The organism is Mobiluncus curtisii ATCC 43063 (genome assembly GCF_000196535.1).
Taxonomy (GTDB): Bacteria; Actinomycetota; Actinomycetes; order Actinomycetales; family Actinomycetaceae; genus Mobiluncus; species Mobiluncus curtisii.
Genome location: NC_014246.1, coordinates 156,952 through 175,916 on the forward strand (window position 1 = coordinate 156,952; position 18,965 = coordinate 175,916).

General features: G+C 58.0%; 18 protein-coding genes. 4 read left to right on the plus strand and 14 right to left on the minus strand.

Annotation, left to right across the window (positions count from 1 at the left end; all coding sequences use genetic code 11):
* Positions 1 to 43: 43 nt before the first annotated feature.
* The 7 genes from truB to HMPREF0573_RS00705 form a co-directional block, all read right to left on the minus strand.
* Positions 44 to 1,108 (minus strand): tRNA pseudouridine(55) synthase TruB, encoded by a 1,065-nt coding sequence (truB, locus tag HMPREF0573_RS00680; protein WP_013188609.1) that lies wholly within the window; start codon positions 1,106 to 1,108, stop codon positions 44 to 46.
* Positions 1,101 to 1,232 (minus strand): hypothetical protein, encoded by a 132-nt coding sequence (locus HMPREF0573_RS10010; RefSeq protein ID WP_013188610.1) that lies wholly within the window; start codon positions 1,230 to 1,232, stop codon positions 1,101 to 1,103. The genes truB and HMPREF0573_RS10010 overlap by 8 nt, the downstream gene beginning before the upstream one ends.
* Complete coding sequence (gene rbfA / locus HMPREF0573_RS00685) at positions 1,216 to 1,653, minus strand: 30S ribosome-binding factor RbfA (RefSeq protein WP_004008140.1); 438 nt, start codon at positions 1,651 to 1,653, stop codon at positions 1,216 to 1,218. The genes HMPREF0573_RS10010 and rbfA overlap by 17 nt, the downstream gene beginning before the upstream one ends.
* Positions 1,654 to 1,749: 96 nt before the next feature.
* Positions 1,750 to 4,518, minus strand: a complete 2,769-nt coding sequence (gene infB / locus HMPREF0573_RS00690; RefSeq protein WP_013188611.1) for a translation initiation factor IF-2 — start codon at positions 4,516 to 4,518, stop codon at positions 1,750 to 1,752.
* Between the two features lie 342 nt (positions 4,519 to 4,860).
* On the minus strand, positions 4,861 to 6,120 hold the full coding sequence (locus HMPREF0573_RS00695) for a cell wall-binding repeat-containing protein (RefSeq protein WP_013188612.1): 1,260 nt from the start codon (positions 6,118 to 6,120) through the stop codon (positions 4,861 to 4,863).
* 287 nt (positions 6,121 to 6,407) lie between these two features.
* Positions 6,408 to 7,394, minus strand: a complete 987-nt coding sequence (nusA, locus tag HMPREF0573_RS00700) for a transcription termination factor NusA (RefSeq protein WP_013188614.1) — start codon at positions 7,392 to 7,394, stop codon at positions 6,408 to 6,410.
* Positions 7,395 to 7,417: 23 nt separating this feature from the next.
* Positions 7,418 to 7,945 carry a ribosome maturation factor RimP gene (locus tag HMPREF0573_RS00705; RefSeq protein ID WP_211582371.1) on the minus strand — a complete coding sequence of 176 codons (528 nt, stop codon included), beginning with the start codon at positions 7,943 to 7,945 and terminating at the stop codon, positions 7,418 to 7,420.
* 118 nt (positions 7,946 to 8,063) lie between these two features.
* On the opposite strand from HMPREF0573_RS00705, the gene HMPREF0573_RS00710 reads away from it, so the two are divergent.
* The 3 genes from HMPREF0573_RS00710 to HMPREF0573_RS00720 all read left to right on the plus strand — a co-directional run bounded on the left by HMPREF0573_RS00710 (position 8,064) and on the right by HMPREF0573_RS00720 (position 12,798).
* A complete protein-coding gene (locus tag HMPREF0573_RS00710) occupies positions 8,064 to 9,044 on the plus strand; it encodes a hypothetical protein (protein WP_004009876.1) in 981 nt (326 codons plus the stop codon).
* Positions 9,045 to 9,234: 190 nt separating this feature from the next.
* A complete protein-coding gene (locus tag HMPREF0573_RS00715; RefSeq protein ID WP_041797846.1) occupies positions 9,235 to 10,080 on the plus strand; it encodes an ABC transporter ATP-binding protein in 846 nt (281 codons plus the stop codon).
* A gap of 3 nt (positions 10,081 to 10,083) precedes the next feature.
* Positions 10,084 to 12,798, plus strand: coding sequence for an ABC transporter permease (locus tag HMPREF0573_RS00720; RefSeq protein ID WP_013188616.1), 2,715 nt, complete (start codon positions 10,084 to 10,086; stop codon positions 12,796 to 12,798).
* An 11-nt stretch (positions 12,799 to 12,809) separates the two neighbouring features.
* Here HMPREF0573_RS00720 and HMPREF0573_RS00725 read toward each other — a convergent pair whose 3' ends face one another.
* The 7 genes from HMPREF0573_RS00725 to HMPREF0573_RS00755 are packed head-to-tail and all read right to left on the minus strand — an operon-like array spanning position 12,810 to position 17,238.
* On the minus strand, positions 12,810 to 13,292 hold the full coding sequence (locus tag HMPREF0573_RS00725; RefSeq protein WP_236589562.1) for a pilus assembly protein TadG-related protein: 483 nt from the start codon (positions 13,290 to 13,292) through the stop codon (positions 12,810 to 12,812).
* Positions 13,293 to 13,314: 22 nt separating this feature from the next.
* Positions 13,315 to 13,731, minus strand: a complete 417-nt coding sequence (locus tag HMPREF0573_RS00730) for a hypothetical protein (RefSeq protein ID WP_013188618.1) — start codon at positions 13,729 to 13,731, stop codon at positions 13,315 to 13,317.
* 44 nt (positions 13,732 to 13,775) lie between these two features.
* On the minus strand, positions 13,776 to 14,246 hold the full coding sequence (locus HMPREF0573_RS00735; RefSeq protein ID WP_244855359.1) for a TadE/TadG family type IV pilus assembly protein: 471 nt from the start codon (positions 14,244 to 14,246) through the stop codon (positions 13,776 to 13,778).
* On the minus strand, positions 14,215 to 14,400 hold the full coding sequence (locus HMPREF0573_RS00740) for a hypothetical protein (protein WP_004009881.1): 186 nt from the start codon (positions 14,398 to 14,400) through the stop codon (positions 14,215 to 14,217). Before HMPREF0573_RS00740 ends, HMPREF0573_RS00735 begins: the two co-directional genes overlap by 32 nt.
* 32 nt (positions 14,401 to 14,432) lie before the next feature.
* Entirely contained in the window at positions 14,433 to 15,344 is a 912-nt protein-coding gene (locus HMPREF0573_RS00745; protein ID WP_013188620.1) for a type II secretion system F family protein, read from the minus strand.
* A 3-nt stretch (positions 15,345 to 15,347) separates the two neighbouring features.
* The gene (locus HMPREF0573_RS00750) at positions 15,348 to 16,235 is read right to left on the minus strand and encodes a type II secretion system F family protein (protein WP_013188621.1); all 888 of its coding nucleotides are present in this window, start codon (positions 16,233 to 16,235) and stop codon (positions 15,348 to 15,350) included.
* Entirely contained in the window at positions 16,228 to 17,238 is a 1,011-nt protein-coding gene (locus tag HMPREF0573_RS00755; protein WP_414018030.1) for a TadA family conjugal transfer-associated ATPase, read from the minus strand. Before HMPREF0573_RS00755 ends, HMPREF0573_RS00750 begins: the two co-directional genes overlap by 8 nt.
* A 315-nt stretch (positions 17,239 to 17,553) precedes the next feature.
* On the opposite strand from HMPREF0573_RS00755, the gene HMPREF0573_RS00760 reads away from it, so the two are divergent.
* Positions 17,554 to 18,651: a macrolide 2'-phosphotransferase gene (locus tag HMPREF0573_RS00760; RefSeq protein ID WP_004009885.1), complete on the plus strand. Its 1,098-nt coding sequence runs from the start codon at positions 17,554 to 17,556 to the stop codon at positions 18,649 to 18,651.
* Positions 18,652 to 18,965: the final 314 nt, after the last annotated feature.

The window sequence follows — 18,965 nt, forward strand, 5'->3', positions numbered from 1 at the left end:
CCCAAAATAAAATCAGCTCTTAACTATTTTATGTCTCGACAACTCAAGATTTTGCAGGTCTCAGCACCCAGATTGGTTTCAGCCTGTCACGATTTCGCTCCGCCAGCGCCACGACGCGTTTATCCCCAGCTTTTGTTTCAGTTACTGGTTCGGTTACTGCCACCAGCGCACCGTCGGACGCATTGGGGCACGAATTTGCTGTCTCAAGGGGGATGTTTGGGGCAGCATGGGTCGAGTCCCGCAGCGCTGGAGCTTGTCCGAAAGACAACGCTCGCACCTGAGTTTCATCTCCCGGAAATTCGGGGAAGATTCCCAATATCGCGGCGTCCAAACCCAAGGGGCGCAGCACTCCGTAACGGCGGACTTCGGTCTCGAACTCGGATAGACTGTGTGCTTGGTCCAGTCCGTATGACCCGACCGAAATACGTCGCAATGCAGTCAAATGCGCCCCCACGCCCAGGTCCGCGCCGAGATCTCGAGCCAGGGAACGCACGTAGGTTCCTGCCGAGCAGCCCACTACGATGTCCGCATCGGTGACCTGCACTGGAGGGTTAGAGTCGTCTCCTGCCACCGTTTCGAGAACTGGTGCACCGCGCAGCTCGAGCCGGTGAATGGTCACCGGACGGGGCTGTATTTCCACGTTTTTTCCGGCACGTGCCAAGTCATAGGCACGTTTTCCACCAATTTTTATGGCAGAAAACTTGGCTGGAATTTGGTCGACTGCTCCGCGCCACGGTTCCAGCGCTGCCGTGATTTCCGCCGTGGATAAGGCGGCTCCCGCACGGGATAGAACCTGTCCCAGCGCGTCATCGGTATCTGTAGAGATACCGAATCGCACCCGCGCGGTATAGACCTTGTCATGAGCCGTCAGGTATTGCAGCAGGCGGGTGGCTTTGCCGATGGCACAGATCAGGATTCCCGTGGCCAGCGGGTCAAGGGTGCCGGCGTAACCGACTTTCTTTTGACCTGCCAACCGGCGAATCCGTGACGCTACCGCGTTAGAACTCAACCCCCGTGGCTTATCCACAATGACCAGTCCGGGCGGGCAAGTTTCACCCCGAGGTAAATCCTCAGGGCAGTCAGGCAAAAAGTCTGGCGCGTCAAACATCGTAACCTGCCCCGGAACCCTTGTGAACCAGCCGTCCCCCACCAAAGGTGTCCTCCGGACCGCTCCCGACGAAAGTTTCCCCGCGGACAGTCCCCTGCCCCGCCAGGTTAGGAGTCCTGGTCATCTTCAGTTTCACGAGGAGTCTTATAAGGATTAGCTTCCCCGGCATACTGGGTGCCTTTGCGCGCTGCCAACTCGGCGTCTGCCGCGCGAGCCTCCGCGAGGGCTGATTCCAAAGCCGCGGCTTGCTGAGGCACCGGATCGGAGACAAATTCCAAGGTAGGAGTCAGGCGGGTGCCCAAATTCTTGCCGACGCGGGAGCGAATCAATCCTTTGGCAGATTCCAAAGCCGCCCCCGAAGCGGTGCGTTCCGTGTCGCTACCATAAGCCGTGTAATAAACTTTGGCGTGCTGCAAATCCCCCGTGACCTCGACCGAAGTAATGGTGACGAAGCCTAATCGCGGATCTTTAATCTTGCCGGCCAACATGCTGGCCACCGTGGTCAAAATGTTTGCGGCGACTTTTTCGCGCCGAGTATCGTCCATTGTTTCTCTCAATCTGCTGTGTTATCACGGCACCCCAGCCGAGCCCCGGCAGTAAACCGCCGCAGCCCGACCGGGACACCGGGTTGATTAGGAATATTAGTCGCGCGGGATTTCGCGCATTTCCCACGTCTCGATGCGGTCGCCCACCTGGATGTCCTTAAACTCCAGACCGATACCGCACTCGAAGCCTTCGCGGACCTCGGTGACATCGTCCTTTTCGCGACGCAAGGAATGAATCTCCAGCTCTCCGTTGACGACCACACCATCGCGAACCAAGCGGGCTTTGGCGCCACGCTTGATAGTGCCCGACTTGATCAAGCAACCCGCGATATTGCCGAACTTGGAGGACTTAAAGACCTGGCGAATCTCGGCGGTACCGAGTTCGTGTTCCTCATAAATCGGCTTTAGCATACCCTTCAAGGAGTTCTCGACATCCTCAATGACCTGGTAGATGACGGAATAGAACTTCATCTCCACGCCTTCGCTATCTGCCAACTCCGCCACGCGCTCGGCAGGACGTACGTTGAATCCGATAATGATGGCGTTGTCCACGGTAGCCAGGTTGACGTCGTTTTGGGTAATCGCACCGACACCGCGGTGAATGATACGCAAACCGACTTCCTCGCCCACGTCAATCTTTAGCAGGGAGTCTTCCAGAGCTTCGACCGAGCCGGACACGTCGCCCTTGATAATCAAGTTCAGCATGTCGACCTTGCCGGCCTTTAGGGCTTCGTCGAAGGATTCCAGCGTCACGCGCTTGCGGCGCTTGGCCAGCAGTGCTGCACGTTCCGCAGCAGCGCGTTTGTCCGCAATTTGGCGCGCTGTCCGGTCGTCTTCAGCGACCAGGAAGTTATCACCAGCTCGCGGCACCGAGGTTAGCCCCAGCACCTGCACCGGTGTGGAGGGGGTGGCCTCTTCTACATTTTGACCACGTTCGTTGAACATGGCACGCACCCTACCGTAGGCAGTTCCCGCCACAATAGCGTCACCGACGCGCAAAGTACCACGCTGCACCAGCATGGTGGCAACCGTACCGCGTCCCTTGTCCAAGTTCGCTTCAATAGCGACACCGCGGGCGGGAGCGTGCGGATTGGCTTGCAAATCCAGCACTGCGTCAGCAGTCAACAGCACCGCATCCAGCAGGTCCTCAATGCCCATCCGCTGCTTAGCCGAAATCGGCACAAACATGGTGTCACCGCCGTATTCTTCGGGCAGCACCCCATATTCAGACATCTGGGCTTTGACCTTGTCCGGGTTAGCGGTCGGTTTATCAATCTTGTTGACTGCCACCACAATCGGCACGTTCGCAGCCTTGGCATGGTTGATTGCCTCCACGGTCTGCGGCATCACGCCGTCATCAGCGGCGACCACAATAATCGCAATGTCAGTGACCTGAGCACCACGGGCACGCATCGCGGTAAAGGCTTCGTGCCCCGGCGTATCAATAAAGGTGAGTTTGCGACCCTTATCGGCCTTTTTCAACGTGACCATGTAAGCGCCAATGTGCTGGGTAATCCCGCCATACTCGGTATCAATCACGTCAGTATTGCGGATGGCGTCCAACAGCTTGGTCTTACCGTGGTCGACGTGACCCATCACCGTCACCACCGGGGGTCGGGGTTCCATTGCCTCGATGTCATCGAGTTCTTCTGCCTCTAGGTCAATATCGAAGGATTCCAGCAGTTCGCGGTCCTCATCCTCCGGTGAAACCACCTCAATCTCGTAGCCGAGTTCCGCTCCCAGCAGCTTGAAAGTGTCTTCGTCCAAGGACTGATTGGCAGTGACCATCTCGCCCATGTGGAACAGCACCGTCACCAACGCAGCAGGATTGACGTGAATCTTGTCTGCAAAGTCGGCAACCGACGCTCCGGAACGAATCCGAACCTCTTGACCGTTGCCTTTCGGGACGGTGACACCGCCAATGACGGGTGCATTTTGCTCTTCGATTTCCTGACGTTTAGCCCGACGACTCTTGCCTTTCCGGGACTTGCCGTGACCGAAAGCGCCCTGGGTAAAGCCGCGCCCACCGCGACCGCGAGGTGGCGAAGGCGGACCGCCAAAAGCCGGAGCGCCGCCAAAACCGCCCCCTGCTAATGCTTCAGGGCTGGGGCGAGAACCACGCCCGCCACGCCCACCGCGACCCGCGGGACCGGAGTCACCGCGCGGGGAACCCATGCGGTCTCCCGGCTTGGGACGCGGACCGCCGCCCTGACCGGGACGGGGAATACCTTGGCTCATTCCCTGCGCAGAAGCGAACGGGTTATTGCCCAGCCGCCCTCGGCGCGGACCCGGCTTGGCTTTAATCCCACTGGTACCACCGGGACGTGGCATTCCCTGCGCAGAAGCGAACGGGTTGTTACCCGGACGCGCGCCCGGCTTGGGAATCCCGGCTCCTGGCTTGGGAATATCAGGGTGAGCACTCGGTTTCGCCTGCAGTTTGGCAGGGCTGGGACTCGAGTCTGTTTTCTCCGGGGTCGGTTGAGGGGCTGCGGGAGTCTCCGGCGCTTCGGGTGTTTCTGGAGTTGCGTCATCCGGAGTGACCGCCGTCTCTGGAGCCGTTGGCTCAACAGGACTGGCGGGTGATGAAGATTCTGTTTCCGCAGAATCCGCATCCGCAGTTTCACTCTTTGTAGTCGTCTTGACAGCTGGCTTCTTCGCTTTCGCGGTCGCTTTTTCGGCTTTCTCAGCGGCTTCCGGGCTGAACTTGCCCAGTTTTTCCTCTGCAAAGCGTTCCATCATCCGCTTCACTACGGGGCTTTCCACCACGGAGGATGCAGATTTTACGAACTCTCCAGCGTCTTTCAGATACGCCAGCATTTCTTTGGATTCAATACCGAGCTCTTTCGCAAGCTCGTGCACGCGCATTCGTGCCACTTTTCTCCTGTCCTTCGCCACTCCACCCGGCGAAGGGTGAGAATGGATTAATCGTTGGTACTCATCGGGTACTCATCGGGTGCCCAACATCTTCCAACCCGCTCCTAGGTCATTGCGAACACAGTGCCGCCGGATTAATGAAAAACCGCAAGCCGCAAAGTATCCTCAGCTGATAAGTTCCTGTGCCCAAGCGCGACTGTTGGAGCCGCGCAAAGCACCACTTTTGATTATACCCGACTTTTCTCTATGCACCTGAATCGAGCCCTCTCATCAGGCAAAACTTAGGGGGTGGAGCCGTCCGTGACAGCTCCACCCCCTAAGTTATAGGCAAAATCAATACCAGCCGCGGGCACAGAATTTCGCCCAAGCTCCAGCGGGACTGCCGTAGCGCCCCTTAATGTAGCTCAAGCCCCAGCGGATTTGGGTAGCCGGGTTCGTAGCCCAGTCCGCACCGGCAGAAGCCATCTTGCGACCGGGGTTAGCCTGCGGGATACCGTAGGGACCGCCACGACGTCCGGCATTCGTACGCCATCCGGATTCCCGATTCCACAAGTTCACCAGGGGCTGCATCTGATCGGGTCCCCAGCCGTACTCGCCCAGCATGTCATAGGCGATACCCTGCGGAGTACCGGCTCCCCACGGATTTGCGGCCCGCGCGGCGGCTTCCCGTGCTGCCTGTTCTGCCGCTGCCTTTTCTGCAGCAGCCTTCGCAGCTGCCGCGGCTTCCTCGGCCGCCTGCTGTTCACAGGTCTTCGCCGCGAAATTGTCGGCAATAGCGCCCGTACCGCCGATGGCGGTGAGATGCTTACCCGCCAGAGCCCCCAGCACGGTTTGCGGAACGCAAGAGGTCTGAATCAACACGACCGAGGCGTTATTCCGTTTCGCCAAGGGAGCCAAAGTCAGCGCATCGACCGGATTCTTGCCATTGACCAGCAGGTAGTTGTGCGAACCCATAACCTGCGCGGCTGCCAGCGCGGTGGTGTACCGGTTATCTCCCGCAATCCGGGAAACCTTTTTCCCAGTCAGTTCTTCAATCTGGTTTTTAGTTTGTTCATTCACGACCCCGGTCCCCCCGATAATCGTGATATTCTCCGGATTCAACTCGGAGAGAGCTTTTGCAGCGTATTCACCCAGCTGATTCGGCTCGGACAGCAAGAGGTTTGCCTCCAGATTCGCCGCATAGGATGTAGCTGCCAAAATATCTACATCTGAGCGACCGTTGGCGATGACCAAGGGGGCATCCGCGTCGCCTGCCACAGCCACATTTGCGGCGGACTCGTAACGGTTGACGCCTCCCAGAGAGGGCGCCTTCGGACTCATCACCGCAGATTTATCATCATTAGCAGCCTGCAGGGAAGCAATGAGCCCGTCAGGAGACTTATCACTGACTAACACGGAGTCCAACGAAGTTGCCGCGGACACAGCTTGAGAAGTCTCGTAACGATCAACACCCGCCAAGCGAACCTTGGCACTGACAGTTTGATTTGTAATGGTTGCGGAGCCCCCATCTTCCGCATTGGCAATCGGAGCAACGCCCGCTACACCGATTCCAGCAATTGCAAATGAACTTGCCATCAGTTTAGAAATACGCATAACTCAAATATTCGACCGGCTCATTTGACCCAGCCAAATGCCCTCCTCATTATTTCAAACAATTCGCGACCCTATGCCGCGAACCTCGATTATAACGTTTTGGTAACAGCCGTGTCCATTTGGTCAATTTTTAGAGCTGCTACCTGCGGATATACCTTCACAAGGGCGGTCCCAGACGTTACCGTGCCACCCCGGAAACCCGTAGTCACCCCTTGTGCAAAAAACACGCAGCCCCCCCGAGGGAGCACCTCGGAGGGCTGCACGCACGCCTCGTAAAAGCTGCCAATCTAGGCTGGAGTGCCGCCATTTTCCGTGTCGGAATGAATATCAATACCCCAACCGGTCAGGCGCGAAGCCAAGCGGGCATTTTGACCTTCCTTGCCAATAGCCAGGGACTGCTGGAAGTCCGGGACCACCACGCGTGCCAAACGCTTCGCCTCATCAATGACCCGCACCGAAATAACTTTGGCAGGACTCAAAGCATTTGCCACGTAAACCGTAGGGTCTTCCGCCCAATCCACGATGTCAATCTTTTCTCCGTTCAGCTCGTTCATAACTGCCCGGACCCGGGAACCATTCGGACCGATGCAGGCTCCCTTGGCATTGATACCTTTTTCAGTCGGACGCACGGCTATCTTGGTACGATGTCCCGGTTCGCGAGCCACGGATTCGATGACGACTTCTTCCCGGTCGATTTCGGGAACTTCGCGTTTAAACAAGCCCTGCACCAAACCGGGATGGGTCCGAGACAGTTCAATGTGCGGACCTTTAAAACCACGCGATGCCGCCAGAACATAAACGCTCAGACGCACTCCGTGCTGGTACTTCTCGCCAGGGACCTGTTCTGCCGGCGGAATAATGCCTTCCACATCTCCCAGATTCACAGTCACCAGCTTCGGATCGCGCCCGGCAGTCACCACCCCGGAAACGACTTGACCGACACGATCTTTAAAATCGCCCAGAACAGCTTTGTCTTCTTCCTCTTGGAAACGTTGAATAATTACAGATTTCACCGTAGCCGCGGCGGTGCGCCCAAAATCTTTAGGAGTTATCTCGGACTCGCCCAGCTCAGTGCCGTCCTCGTCCAGCTCATTTACCAAAACCCGCACCTCGCCGGTCTTGCGATCAACCTCAACCCGTGAATGTTCCTTTTCAGCACCCGGCTGGTTGCGGTATGCCTTCAAAAGCGCTTGCTCGACCGTGTCGATAAGCGAGTTCATATCCATGCCCTTTTCGGCTTCCACCAGGCGCAATGCAGACATGTCAATTTGCATGATTCCTCCGTATTGATTTGTCGCTATTTATTTTTTCGCCCGTTGCGCTGGGACCCCCGAGGCTTCCCAAACAAAATAACGGTACGTACCGATTCTATGTCCTCGAAGGGATAAACCGTAACGTCTCCGTCATCATTTACGCTCAACCCGGTTTCCGTGACTTCAGTCAAGATTCCGGCACGAACCTGGCCGCCAGTGCGCACTTCTACGTCTTTACCCAAGGCGCGACGCGCCAACCGCAGGTTCGTCAGCTCGTGTTCGGCACCAAGCGTGGAAATCTCAAGCGTATAGGCTCCCGATAACGGATCGGCGGCGTCTAAGGCAGCACCGATAGCGCGGCTGGCGTCCTCTAGTTGCGCACTGCCCAGATTGTCTACACCATCAGGTAAATCTAAACTAATCGCCACAACCCGCTGGTGTTTCGGACCGGTCACGGCAATTTTTTCCAGATACAGACCGGCTGCCTCCACGACCGGGTTCACGACCTGGATAATTGCCTCTACACTCGGATCCGTTGAAGTATGCGGTTGGGCCTCTGTTGTTATCTGCAATAGTCTCCCCTTTTTCGTTTTCTCAGAGTTGTCTGAGCGCGTGAATGGAACGGGGGTATGAAACAATGGGTCTATGTTTTTTCGCCCGTCCCATTTCCTGAGACTAAGTCTATGGCTTATGGCGGGTCTCGCGCTGACCGGGTGTGGACTGCGCCTGGACACTCCCCCCGATGCCCTGCCGAAACTGGATGCCGGACAAGCAGGAATTTCCGCTGTTTCTCGGGCAGAAGCCGCCATCAATGCCGGCAGTGAGAAGATGGCTGACGATGCCTCGCTATCCCCTGGGCTACGCACTGCCATAGGAACGGTACGCGACCTTTCCGCCACCCGTTTAGCCGCAATGGGCGGGGTCTGGCAGCCGTGGCCCCAGGGTATGCCGGAGGGGGCGGACCCCGGTCCGCAGCCTTCCCCCGCTCCGGGCAGCGTGGAGGATTTGTTGCAACTCCTGGTAGATGCCGCCGCGACTTCCTGTCAAGCAGGAGCGCGGGCACCCCAGGCTAAGGACGCGCAACTGCTCACGGCACTGTGTGCCGCGCAACAGCTGGATGCATCCCACCTAGCAGGAGCCTCGGGAAACCCACTCCCCGAGTCAAAAGTGCCGGTAGACGCACCGGCAGGAACGAACCCGGAAGGCTCCCCCGAACCGATAGCCGACCGGAAAAATCTGCAAGACCTTACCGCAGCGCAAACCGCCCTGGATTTTGCGCGGTTCCGGATGGAAGTGGCAGCAGCGCACCTCAACGGTGATAACCGGAAGTGGGCTTTGCAAAGGGCGAGCTCCCTGGCTTGGGACGTACAGTCACTGGTAGACGGGGGGGTTGAGGATGTGCGGGCCTCTCAATATGCCCTGGATTTTCCACAAATTAAGTCCGCTGCAGACGCGATTCACCTCATCAATCAGGCTGATGCTGACGCATTCGCCGCACACCTCCAGATAATCGCGATGATTTCGTCTCCCGATGCCGCATCGAAGCAAGCGCCAGACCAGACCCTGTCAGCGTTGCGCCAACCCTGGATAAGGGCAGTAAAAGATGACGTCACTTCACAAAACCGTTTCGGCATACCGCCTTCCCAGATTTTCGCGCAACTGTGGCCCTAACCGGATCAGACACAGGTTCTAGTAGGTTTGCCCAGCCTAACGCCGCGGTCACCAGGAAAACTGGATCACTAGAGACCTTTTCATCGGCTCAGGGATGGCTCGGGGTTTTTTCAGGGTAAACCCCTATAGCCGGTGAGTTTCGGGCTGGTTACGCTGGATTACACGTAAGAAATCTAGCGAAAGGTTAGCCATGTCTGCCCCAAATAGCTCCGTTTCCTCAGACGAAACACCGTTTACTCCCGTAACGCCCCCGACCCCGCCAAACGCAGCTGCCCCCGGGACTTTCCCCTCACCCCTTGTGACCAATGCAGAGACAGACCTACCAACTGTCCCGGTAGCTCAGCTGCGCGATGTCACCAAGGTTTATGGGGAAAAAGGCACGCGCGTCGAGGCTCTGCGCGGAGTTAACGTCGACATTAACGCCCGCGAATTCACGGTTATCATGGGCCCCTCCGGTTCCGGTAAATCCACGCTGCTGCACGTCCTAGCCGGTTTGGACGCGGTCACTTCCGGGTCAATCACGGTCAACCGCATGGACATCACGAAGCTGAAGGACAAGCCGCTGACTCTGTGGCGCCGCGACAACGTGGGGTTTGTGTTCCAGTCGTTTAACCTGGTTCCCACTTTGAGCGCCAAAGCCAACATCGAACTGCCGCTGCGCCTAGCGAATAAACCGATAGATCGGCACTGGTTCGACCAAATCGTCACCGGGCTGGACCTGACCACCCGACTGAACCACAAGCCCTACGAGCTGTCCGGCGGCCAGATGCAGCGCGTCGCGGTCGCCCGCGCCCTGCTGTCCCACCCCGCCATGCTGGTCGCTGACGAGCCGACCGGAAACCTGGACACGGCGTCTTCTGCAGAAGTCCTGAACCTGCTGCGCGCGGCGGTCGATAACTTCGGGCAAACCGTGGTGATGGTCACCCACGACCAGCACGCCGCCACGACCGGGGACCGGGTCTTGATTGTCCGTGACGGAATGATTGTGCACGATTTGCATCACCCCGAACCTGCAGACATCGCGAAGGTGGCGTGAGAGATGAAAGGAATTCTGCGCGCAGATTTGCGCAAAAACGTGAAAAGCTACACCGCCACTGCCTTGGCGATTGCCCTAGCGGTAGCGTTCCTGCTGACCTGCCTAGGGTTGACCGCCGGGCTCAAGACGACTTTGGCTCGCAACCTTACGGAGAAAGCCGCCGGTGCTGACCTGATTGTCACGGCTCCCAACGGGGTTCCCTACGACGGTGAGGGACCCGAACCGGACTACCTGCAAAAGGTCGCGGATCAAGCCCATCAGGCCCACCCGGAGTGGAAAATCCTGACCCGCACGTCCATGAGCGTGGATTTGTCCGCAAATCGCAAGAAGGTGTCTGCCTCGGTATTAGGGCTGGGCAATCCCGCGTTCGACCCCAGTTCGGTCGTGGAGGGAAAGCGCCCCAGCTCTGAATCAGAAATCGGTATCGAGCAGTCCAACGCTAAGACTCTCGGGGTCAAAGTCGGAGATACGATCAACGCAGGAATCTACGATCCTGCCACCGATGACACCAAGACCGTGCCACTCAAGGTCAGCGGTATCTATAAAGCCCGTCCCGGCGCGTTCCCCACCAGCTACGTTTCCGATTCCCTGGTGAAAACCTGGGCTGGGGACGATTATTTAGCTGATATCTTGCTGATTTCGGGAGTTAGCACCACAAACCTGAAAGCGGCCACGGCCGAGCTGAAACAGTTGACCTCCCACATTGCCGACGCAGATTACTATGAGGTGTTCACCGCGGATCAATACTTGGATCGTGCCGTGGATAGCATTACGGGCGGACAGGACGTCCTGCTCGTGTTGGCCTTGGTGTTCCCGCTCATCGCCGGCGTTACCGCCATTATTGTCGTGTCGGTGACCTACAACGTGCTGTTTGCCCGCCGGCGGCGCCAACTGGCTCTGTTGCGGGCGGTCGGTGCCACCTCCGGTCAGCTGCGTTCCCTGGTGGCGCGCGAGACCTTACTGGTTGGTGCCGTTTCGGCGATGATTGGGGTATTGGCAGGCGTGATTTTTTCAGCCATAGCGTGCCGGATTGCCAACCTCGCCGACACTTGGGGTCACGCTTTCACCGTTTTGAACTGGCAAAGTCTGCTGGCGGGATTCCTCTGTGGTACCGTGATTTCTTTCCTGGCGGGGTTTGCCCCGTCTCGCCGGGTCGCCCAAGTCACCCCGATTGAGGCTCTGGCGACGGAGGACAAGCTCAGCCGGCGGCGCAAGCACCGGACGGTTCGCGCCATTTTTGGTTCCATGCTGTTCTTTGGCGGCACCGCCACCATGGTCTACGCCACCCTGAAGAACCATCAGTTGATGATGAGTGTCTCAGAGCAGGGAGACATGGATACCTACACCTCCAATTTCTTCCTAATAGCGATGTTTGCCGGAATGATTTCTTTCCTGGGGCTGATTATGCTGACTTCCATCGTTTTGCCCTACGTGACTTCCGCTTTGGGCGTGTTCAGTTCCCCCGCGGCGGTGACGTGGCGTTTAGCGGCGGAAAATACGGGGCGTAACCCGCGGCGTACCGGAGCTACCGGCGCAGCCTTGACCCTCGGTATTACCCTGCTGGTGTTGCTGCTGGTCGGGGCAGCCTCGGTAGACGCTACCGGCAAAAAAGTCATTGACGAACACACACCGATAGACCTGCAACTCGTTTCGGAGGGCGAACCGCTGAGCCAAACCACCATTGCCAATGTGAAAGCCACTTCCGGTTTGCAACATACCATCGCCGTAAATGGGCTGTTGGGAAGCGCTGTCCCCTGGGGAGAATACGAAAAAACCCAGAAATTATTATCTCAGCCGGAAAAGCTGACCCATGACGAAAACGGCGGCTGTATCGTTGCCGCAACGAACGAGCCTTGTGACCCCGACGCGGACACTCAGGAACTGCTGTTGGAATCTAAAGATTTCTCGACAGTTTCGCACAGCCGGATTCCCGTGGTTACTCCCGGTCACGTGGGAATCCCACAGCTGAATGAGGAGGAAGTGGGCACGCCTTATGCCGTCCGGAGCGGGGATAAGGTGCTGAAACTCACGGCTGAGAAAACTTCTCTGGATTTTGTGTCCCTGAACCCTCAGGATTTGGCTGGTCTGGTCAGCTCTACCCAGGTAGTCCGTCCGGCACAAACCGACTCCGACCAGGAACTCAAGCGTAATGCCACGGTGCTGGCACCCCGAGTTTTGCTGATGCGGATTTCCTCGGATTGCAGCTTTTCTGACATTGAGCAGCTCGCTTCGGATATTCCGGCTGCCTCCGAGCAGGATGCCCACATCACCGGTTCCGCGCCCGACCGTGCCATGTTTACCCAGATTGCACAAGGATTGATGTGGGGCGCTTTCGCGATGCTGGGAGTATCGGTGCTGGTTGCGCTGGTTGGGGTGGCGAATACGTTGGCGCTGTCGGTGATGGAACGCCGGCGGGAAAATGGAATGCTGCGCGCCTTGGGCATGACGAAGGGGCGTTTGCAAGGAATGCTCGCCTTCGAAGCACTGCTAACAGCTCTCGGAGCGCTGATTGTAGGCGTATTAGCCGGTTTAGGTTACGCGATAGCCGGCATCAACGCCCTGCCAGTGACGGAACTGGCGTCCGCACAAATCATTGTGGTACCCCCGTTAGCAATCGTGGCCGCAGCACTCACCATCGTGGTGGCGCTCTTGGCATCAATTGGTCCGGCGCGGGCCGCAGCGCGGGTCACGCCGGTGGAGGCGCTGGCTCATGACTAAAGGTGGGGCGGCTAGCCGAAGCTAGCCTTTAGCGAAGCCGCCCCGGTAGCGGTGAGTTCGACCTGGGTCAGGGAACTGATGAGTGGGAGCACCAGAGGAATTTTTCCGGTCGCTCGCAGCGTCACCTGCACCCGGGTCGAAGCTACATCTACGTCAACCAGGTCAATTCCTTCCAGACCAGAATTTGCGCTTATCGCCGCTCCGGAAAGGTATTCGGCAGCGCGCTCTGAGGCGTGATATGGTTCGATTTGCAGGGGGACACCGTCAACGATGCCATTTTGGTAATACGCCGCGTCCGCCATGTTTGCCGCCGCCAGAGATGCGGTCTGATCCGCCAAGCGCTGCAAACGCCGCTGCTCCAGATACACCCCCGACACTGCCATGCTCATCAGGATAATCACACAGAGCAGCACACAAGCGGCGAGTCCCAACAGCATGATGCGCCCGTCCTCGTCAACGAGACGCTCGAACCGGGCAGCAAAACGGTGTGGCATCGCCCCGCCCTGGTGCCCTCCCCTAAGCCCCATGCTCACCCCACTGAATCGGATGATCCGCATGCAACGTCAAGGACGTCGGAAAGGAACTCTGCAGAATGGTTCCCACCAACGGCAGGGGAACCTCCAGGCTAACGTGAACGATACCGCGCGAACCCGCGGCAGGACACGGTCCGGTCACGCATTCCAGAGAATACTGCGCCTTCCCCGCCGGTAAACCCTGATCAGTGGCCGCCAGCTGCACCGCCAAACTGGCTGAGTCAACCCCGGTGACGGGATGTAACGTGAGGATGCGCGCCGCCCCAGCCGCCCCCGCTTCTGCCGCATACAGACCGGATTGAATCTGAAAGAAAGCCAGAATCAAGTACACCAGGGGAATCAGCAGCATCATGGCAATGCCCACAAACTCCACCGTAGCCTCCCCGGATTCCCCCCGCATCAAGCGAGAAACGAACCGAGACCGATTTCGGCGCAACGGACACTTCACGGTCCCTCCTCTATCACCGCGTGACCCACTGCGGTCATATCCCCCACTCCGAACAGTCCGATGATGGGCATCGGCGCCTTTACCTGTACCTCCATAACCTCCAGGTCAGAGGCGGCAAAGGAACCCGGCAGCATCGCCAAGCCGACCCGCTGGGCACTGACCGTATGCACATAGCCGGAACCCAGAGTCGAGGCGAGGACACCGCGCACGGTTTCATCGGCGGCACTCTCCGGCGCCCCCGCCAGAGCTGCTGCGTGCGCCCCTGCCCCCGCCGCATCAATCAAAGTCGTGCGGACCCACAGCGCCAGCGACAGCTGCAGCAATCCCAGCACCAAAATCAGCACCAGTGGCATGACGAGAGCGAAACTGGCGGGTTCCGAACCGGACTCCCCACGCCAGCCCTGCCCGAGACGACGAAGCAGCGAGGCACGGCTTTCAGAGAGCCGAGACATGCGTGATGGCGTCATTAAACAGATTCGTGAGGGCGGGCAGAGCTACTGCCGAAAGCGCCACCACCAACCCCGCCGTCATCAGAGTGACCATCACCCAGCCGGGAACGTCGCCGTCTTCAGCCCCCAGACGGGCGCACACAAAGTTTCGCAAAGCACGGAGTTTTTGCATGTTTTTATCCTTTCGATTTCGATACAAACGATTTACAGCTGCAGAGCCACCAAACCGGGATACAGAGCAAACACCACGGTGAGTGGCAAAATCAAGAACACCACCGGCACCATCATGAGGACTTCTTTCTTTCCGCCCTCCGTGAGCAACTGGGTTCGCGCCACCGCTCGTGAATCCGCCACTTGGGACCGCAACACGCCCGCCAAGGGAGAACCGCGTTCCAGCGCGGAGACAATGGCATCAATGAGGTGCGCGAGAATTTCGGAATCATTGCGGGCTCGAGCCGCGGTCAGACTGGGGGCCAAAGAGTCCCCATTATCTGCGGCAGCCAAGATTTTTTCCAGCTCCTGACCGGCGACATCGGTGCAGCGGGCAGAGACACGATGCAAAGCTCCATAGAGAGGTTCTCCGGCTCCCACCGCCAACGCCAAAAGTTCAATGACATCAGGCAGCTCTTGATTGAGACTCAGTTGGCGACGCCGTGCTGCACCGGTCAGCCGGTAATCGGGAACCAACAGTCCTGCCAACACAAAACAGGTCAGCATCACGAAGGCTCCCGGTATCGGCAAGGTTCTCCCCCAGAATCCGATAATACTCAAGACTACTGCCAGCACACCCAGAAACGTTGCCCACCGCAGCTGCGAGCGGCGAAATTCGCACACGTCCTTGGGTAAACCCGCCAGTTCTAGCCGACGCTCGACAGATTCTTTAGAGGGACTGATAAACGTGAGAAACTTGGTCAAGCCACTAGGAGAAAACGAAATATCCCGCAAGCCCGCGCCTCGGTAAGTCGCCATACCAATGAGGTCAGCCTGGACATAAGGGGTGATTCGCCAGGTCGGAAAGGCGCCTTGACGAATCCACGGCCCCAGACACACCCCGATAAACCCGCTCCCGACCAAGACAGCGAGACCACCGACAATCCAGGGCACAACGTTTTCCACGGTCTACTCCCGCATCGTGCGCGGACTAACTTCCAGGCGCCCCAGCCGCAGCATCATGAGGTAAGCCAGCGCCGACACCAGCGCCCCCACCAGCAAAATCATGGAACCTACCGGGGTGGAATACACCTCTAAGGTGCCCGGACGGCTCAATAGTAGCGCCAGGATAATCCATGGGGAGGCAGCCGCCAGACGCGCCCCCGTCACAGTCCAAGATTGGCGTGCCAGCACTTCCCCGCGGGTGCGTTCCTCCGCGCGCAACATCGCACCCAAGTCCTCCAACAGAATTACCAAGTCGTTGCCCCCCACTTGTGCAGCCAGGCGCAACGCTTCCACAATGCGATCCCCCACTGGATCAGCCAATTCGCGTTTCAGGATTTTTAAGGAGGCGTCGAGATTCCCACCCGCCCGATAATCAGCTGCGAAGTGCGCAAAAGGCACCCGCAGAGACTTCGGGGCTCTCGCGGCAACCTCCAGGAGGGTTTCCCCCAAGCTCAGCCCGGCACGCACCCCGGAAACTAAGTCATCTACCAGGTTTGGCCAGGCTTTGCCGCGTTGCCCCTGCACCGAATGCAGTTTGCTCTGCAGTCCCAAAAATGGCAGATACGCAGCCAGCAGCCCTGCTAACCACCCGACCATCACCAGACCCGTCACCACGGTGAGGCAGATCCCTGCTGACACCCCTGCCAGCAGGGACAGCACCAAGAACTGCCCCAACCCGAGGCGCGTTCCGCTTACCGCGGTGATGTCGTTGAAGTGAGCAGATTTTTGTGACCAATAGTGTTTCAGGGAGCTTTCGCGATGTGCTGAGTGCCGTTTCGGGCTCAACGTCACCAGGAAAATACCGGAAGCGGCACTGAGAGCCGCTGCCCAGGTCAGCCAGAGGCTATTCATGGGGCGCCTCCCGCCAGAGGGCAGACAACTGACCAGCCCGTGAGCCAAAGGCGGAGAGGAAATCGAAATTCGCAGAGTTCTTGACCGGTTGCGTACCTTCGGGCGGCACGCTGTAGAGCGGGTATGCCACGATTTGACCGTCGCGCAGTGTCCCGTCCAAAGCCAATACTTCCGTCACCGCGCGGCTGCCCTGCCACGTTCCGCGCAGCTGCACCACCAGGTCAATGGCACCTGCTACCGTCGGTATCACAAATGCCGCGGTCACATTTTCTCCCGCCAGCAGCGGCAAGGTCGACAGTTTCGTAATCGCCTGCCGGGCGGTGTTCGCGTGAATCGTAGACATACCGGGAATCCCGCAGTTCAGGGCAATGAGCATGTCTAGGCTCTCGGCGCCGCGGACCTCCCCGATAATCAGCCGGTCGGGACGCATCCGCAGAGTTTCTCGAACCAAATCGCGCAGGGTAATCTCACCTTGACCTTCAATCGAGGCGTTGCGAGTCTGCATCGCCACCGTGTCAGGGGCTTTCAGGTTGAGTTCCAACACCTCCTCGCAGGTGATGACACGTTGGTCAGGAGGGATTTCCCCGCACAGGGCCCGCACCGTAGTCGTTTTTCCAGACTGGGTCGGACCTGCCACCACGATGTTCAAGCCGATGCGCACCGCTTCGGACAAGAAACTTGCCAGCCAGGCAGGCATCATCTTGAGTCGGACCAAATCCCGCACTTTCACGGCTTTCGCACTGTGCTTGCGGATGTTGATGGACCAGGTAGCAGTCACAGGCGGGATGACGACATGTAAACGTTCTCCGGTTTCCAAGGTGGCATCCACGCAGGGGTTGACGAAATCCAAATGCCGTCCCGAAGCTCGCAGCATCCGCTCTACCAAGGCTTCTACTTCGTCTTCTGCCAGCAGCAGGTTGGTCAGGCGGGCTTGCCCGCCACGGGAACAAAACACCTGGGAAGGACTGTTCAGCCAGATTTCTTCCACCGTTGGATCGTCCATCAGTGGCTGCAGTTTCCCGTAGCTTAGGCCCAAGTCAATAACTCCCTCGTACTTGAGAGCCAATAAATTATGGTTAGTTTAAACGCTTTTTTACTGCTACAGTGCAAAGCTGCGGGCTCCGAAAGGAAAATTCCCATCTAACGTTCATAAAATTCCCAGGTTCTTCTATGATTTTGCCATAGTTTTGCCAAAATTCAGCACCAACTCCCCTCAATAAATCCATTCCCCTGTCCAAGGCTGACATTTAATGGCGAGATTTCCAGCTTTCCGGAGCGGTCTGGCGGTTTGCCTCCCCGGGTGACATAAAATTGAGAGATGAGCGATACCGATTTTCTGACCTTGGCGGCTTTGGCAACCGTGGCAATTCCAGACCTTGAGGTTGAGTCTCTGTGCCCGCCAGTTGGCGAAGACAGCGATTTCCGCTGGACCGGAATCCTCGATAATCACTCCGCCCGGTGGAGCGTCATTGGTGCCAAGCATGCAGATGCGGAAACAGCACTGCATAAGCAGCAAAAGATTTTAACCATGCTGACGAACTATCGCGATGCACACCGGCTTCCTTTTGACGTGCCCCGTGTCGAAGGCAGCGCCACTTCGAAAGACGGAACTTCGGTGATTGTTTATCGTCAGCTGCCAGGCAATCCCCTGAATCTCAACGAACTAGCAGAGAATCCGGATTTATTACGCGCTCTGGGTAAAGCCATCGCGGCACTGCACGAGATTCCCGCCAACTTGGTCGCTCATGTTGGTTTCCCCACTCCCAGCGTAGATGATATCCGCGCAGATTTGCGAAAAAACCTGTCCCAAGCGGTCGCTACCGGCTTGGTGCCCCCGGTGCTGCAAGCTCGTTGGGAGCAAGCTCTCGACGAAGACGCCTGGTGGCATTTCCATCCTACGTTTGTCCACGGCTCTCTGGATCCTGAGCACGTCCTGGTCGCAGATTCCCGAATCTTGGGAATCTCTGGTTTTGCCGAGGTCAGCGTGGGCGACCCTTCCCAAGATTTATCCTGGGTGGCGTCTGAACTGACAGATGAGGCGGTAGACCTGGTATTTGACGCTTACCATTTGGGACGCGCGGAAGGCTCAGACCCATTCTTGCGGCAACGTACCGACCTGTGTATTGAATTGGCGCTGGTCAATTGGCTCAATTGGGGGGTCAACCAGGGTAGTGCCTCGATAATTGCCGACGCCCAAGACCTGTTGAACGAACAGCTAGAGCGATTGGACGGAGACCTGTCGTTAACGGGTCGTCCTCTCTATGAGGACCAGAGTGCAAATATCCCCGGCGACACCGCCGACACGAGTGAAACCTCCACCGAGGGCATCACGGAAATTACCGCAGAAATTGCTGCAGAAATTGCCACTGCATCAGATTCCGAGAGCACTTCCTCGCCTGCGGATGACGCCTCCTAATGACGGGATAATTTCGCGTTTCCCCTGAGAGCACAAGGGTTCTCACTGAATCTCTCGGTGTTCCTTACGTTTCCTCGCCACACCGACCCCCAAACACAGACCCCGCGGGGTCTTCCAAAGTCACGGTCCCGCCCCGACCCGCCTTTGTCTCTCCGTGCCGGTGCTGAGACGAAGGTCGCGCCACTAAGCCCTCACCATGGCAACGCGCCCTCCCCCGCTTCTGCAGGGGCATAAAGCCGGAACGGGCAGCGCTGCCAGATCTAAAGCATTTGAACGAAACCACCCGGCACCAGACTGCAGCGCCTGGGGATAAC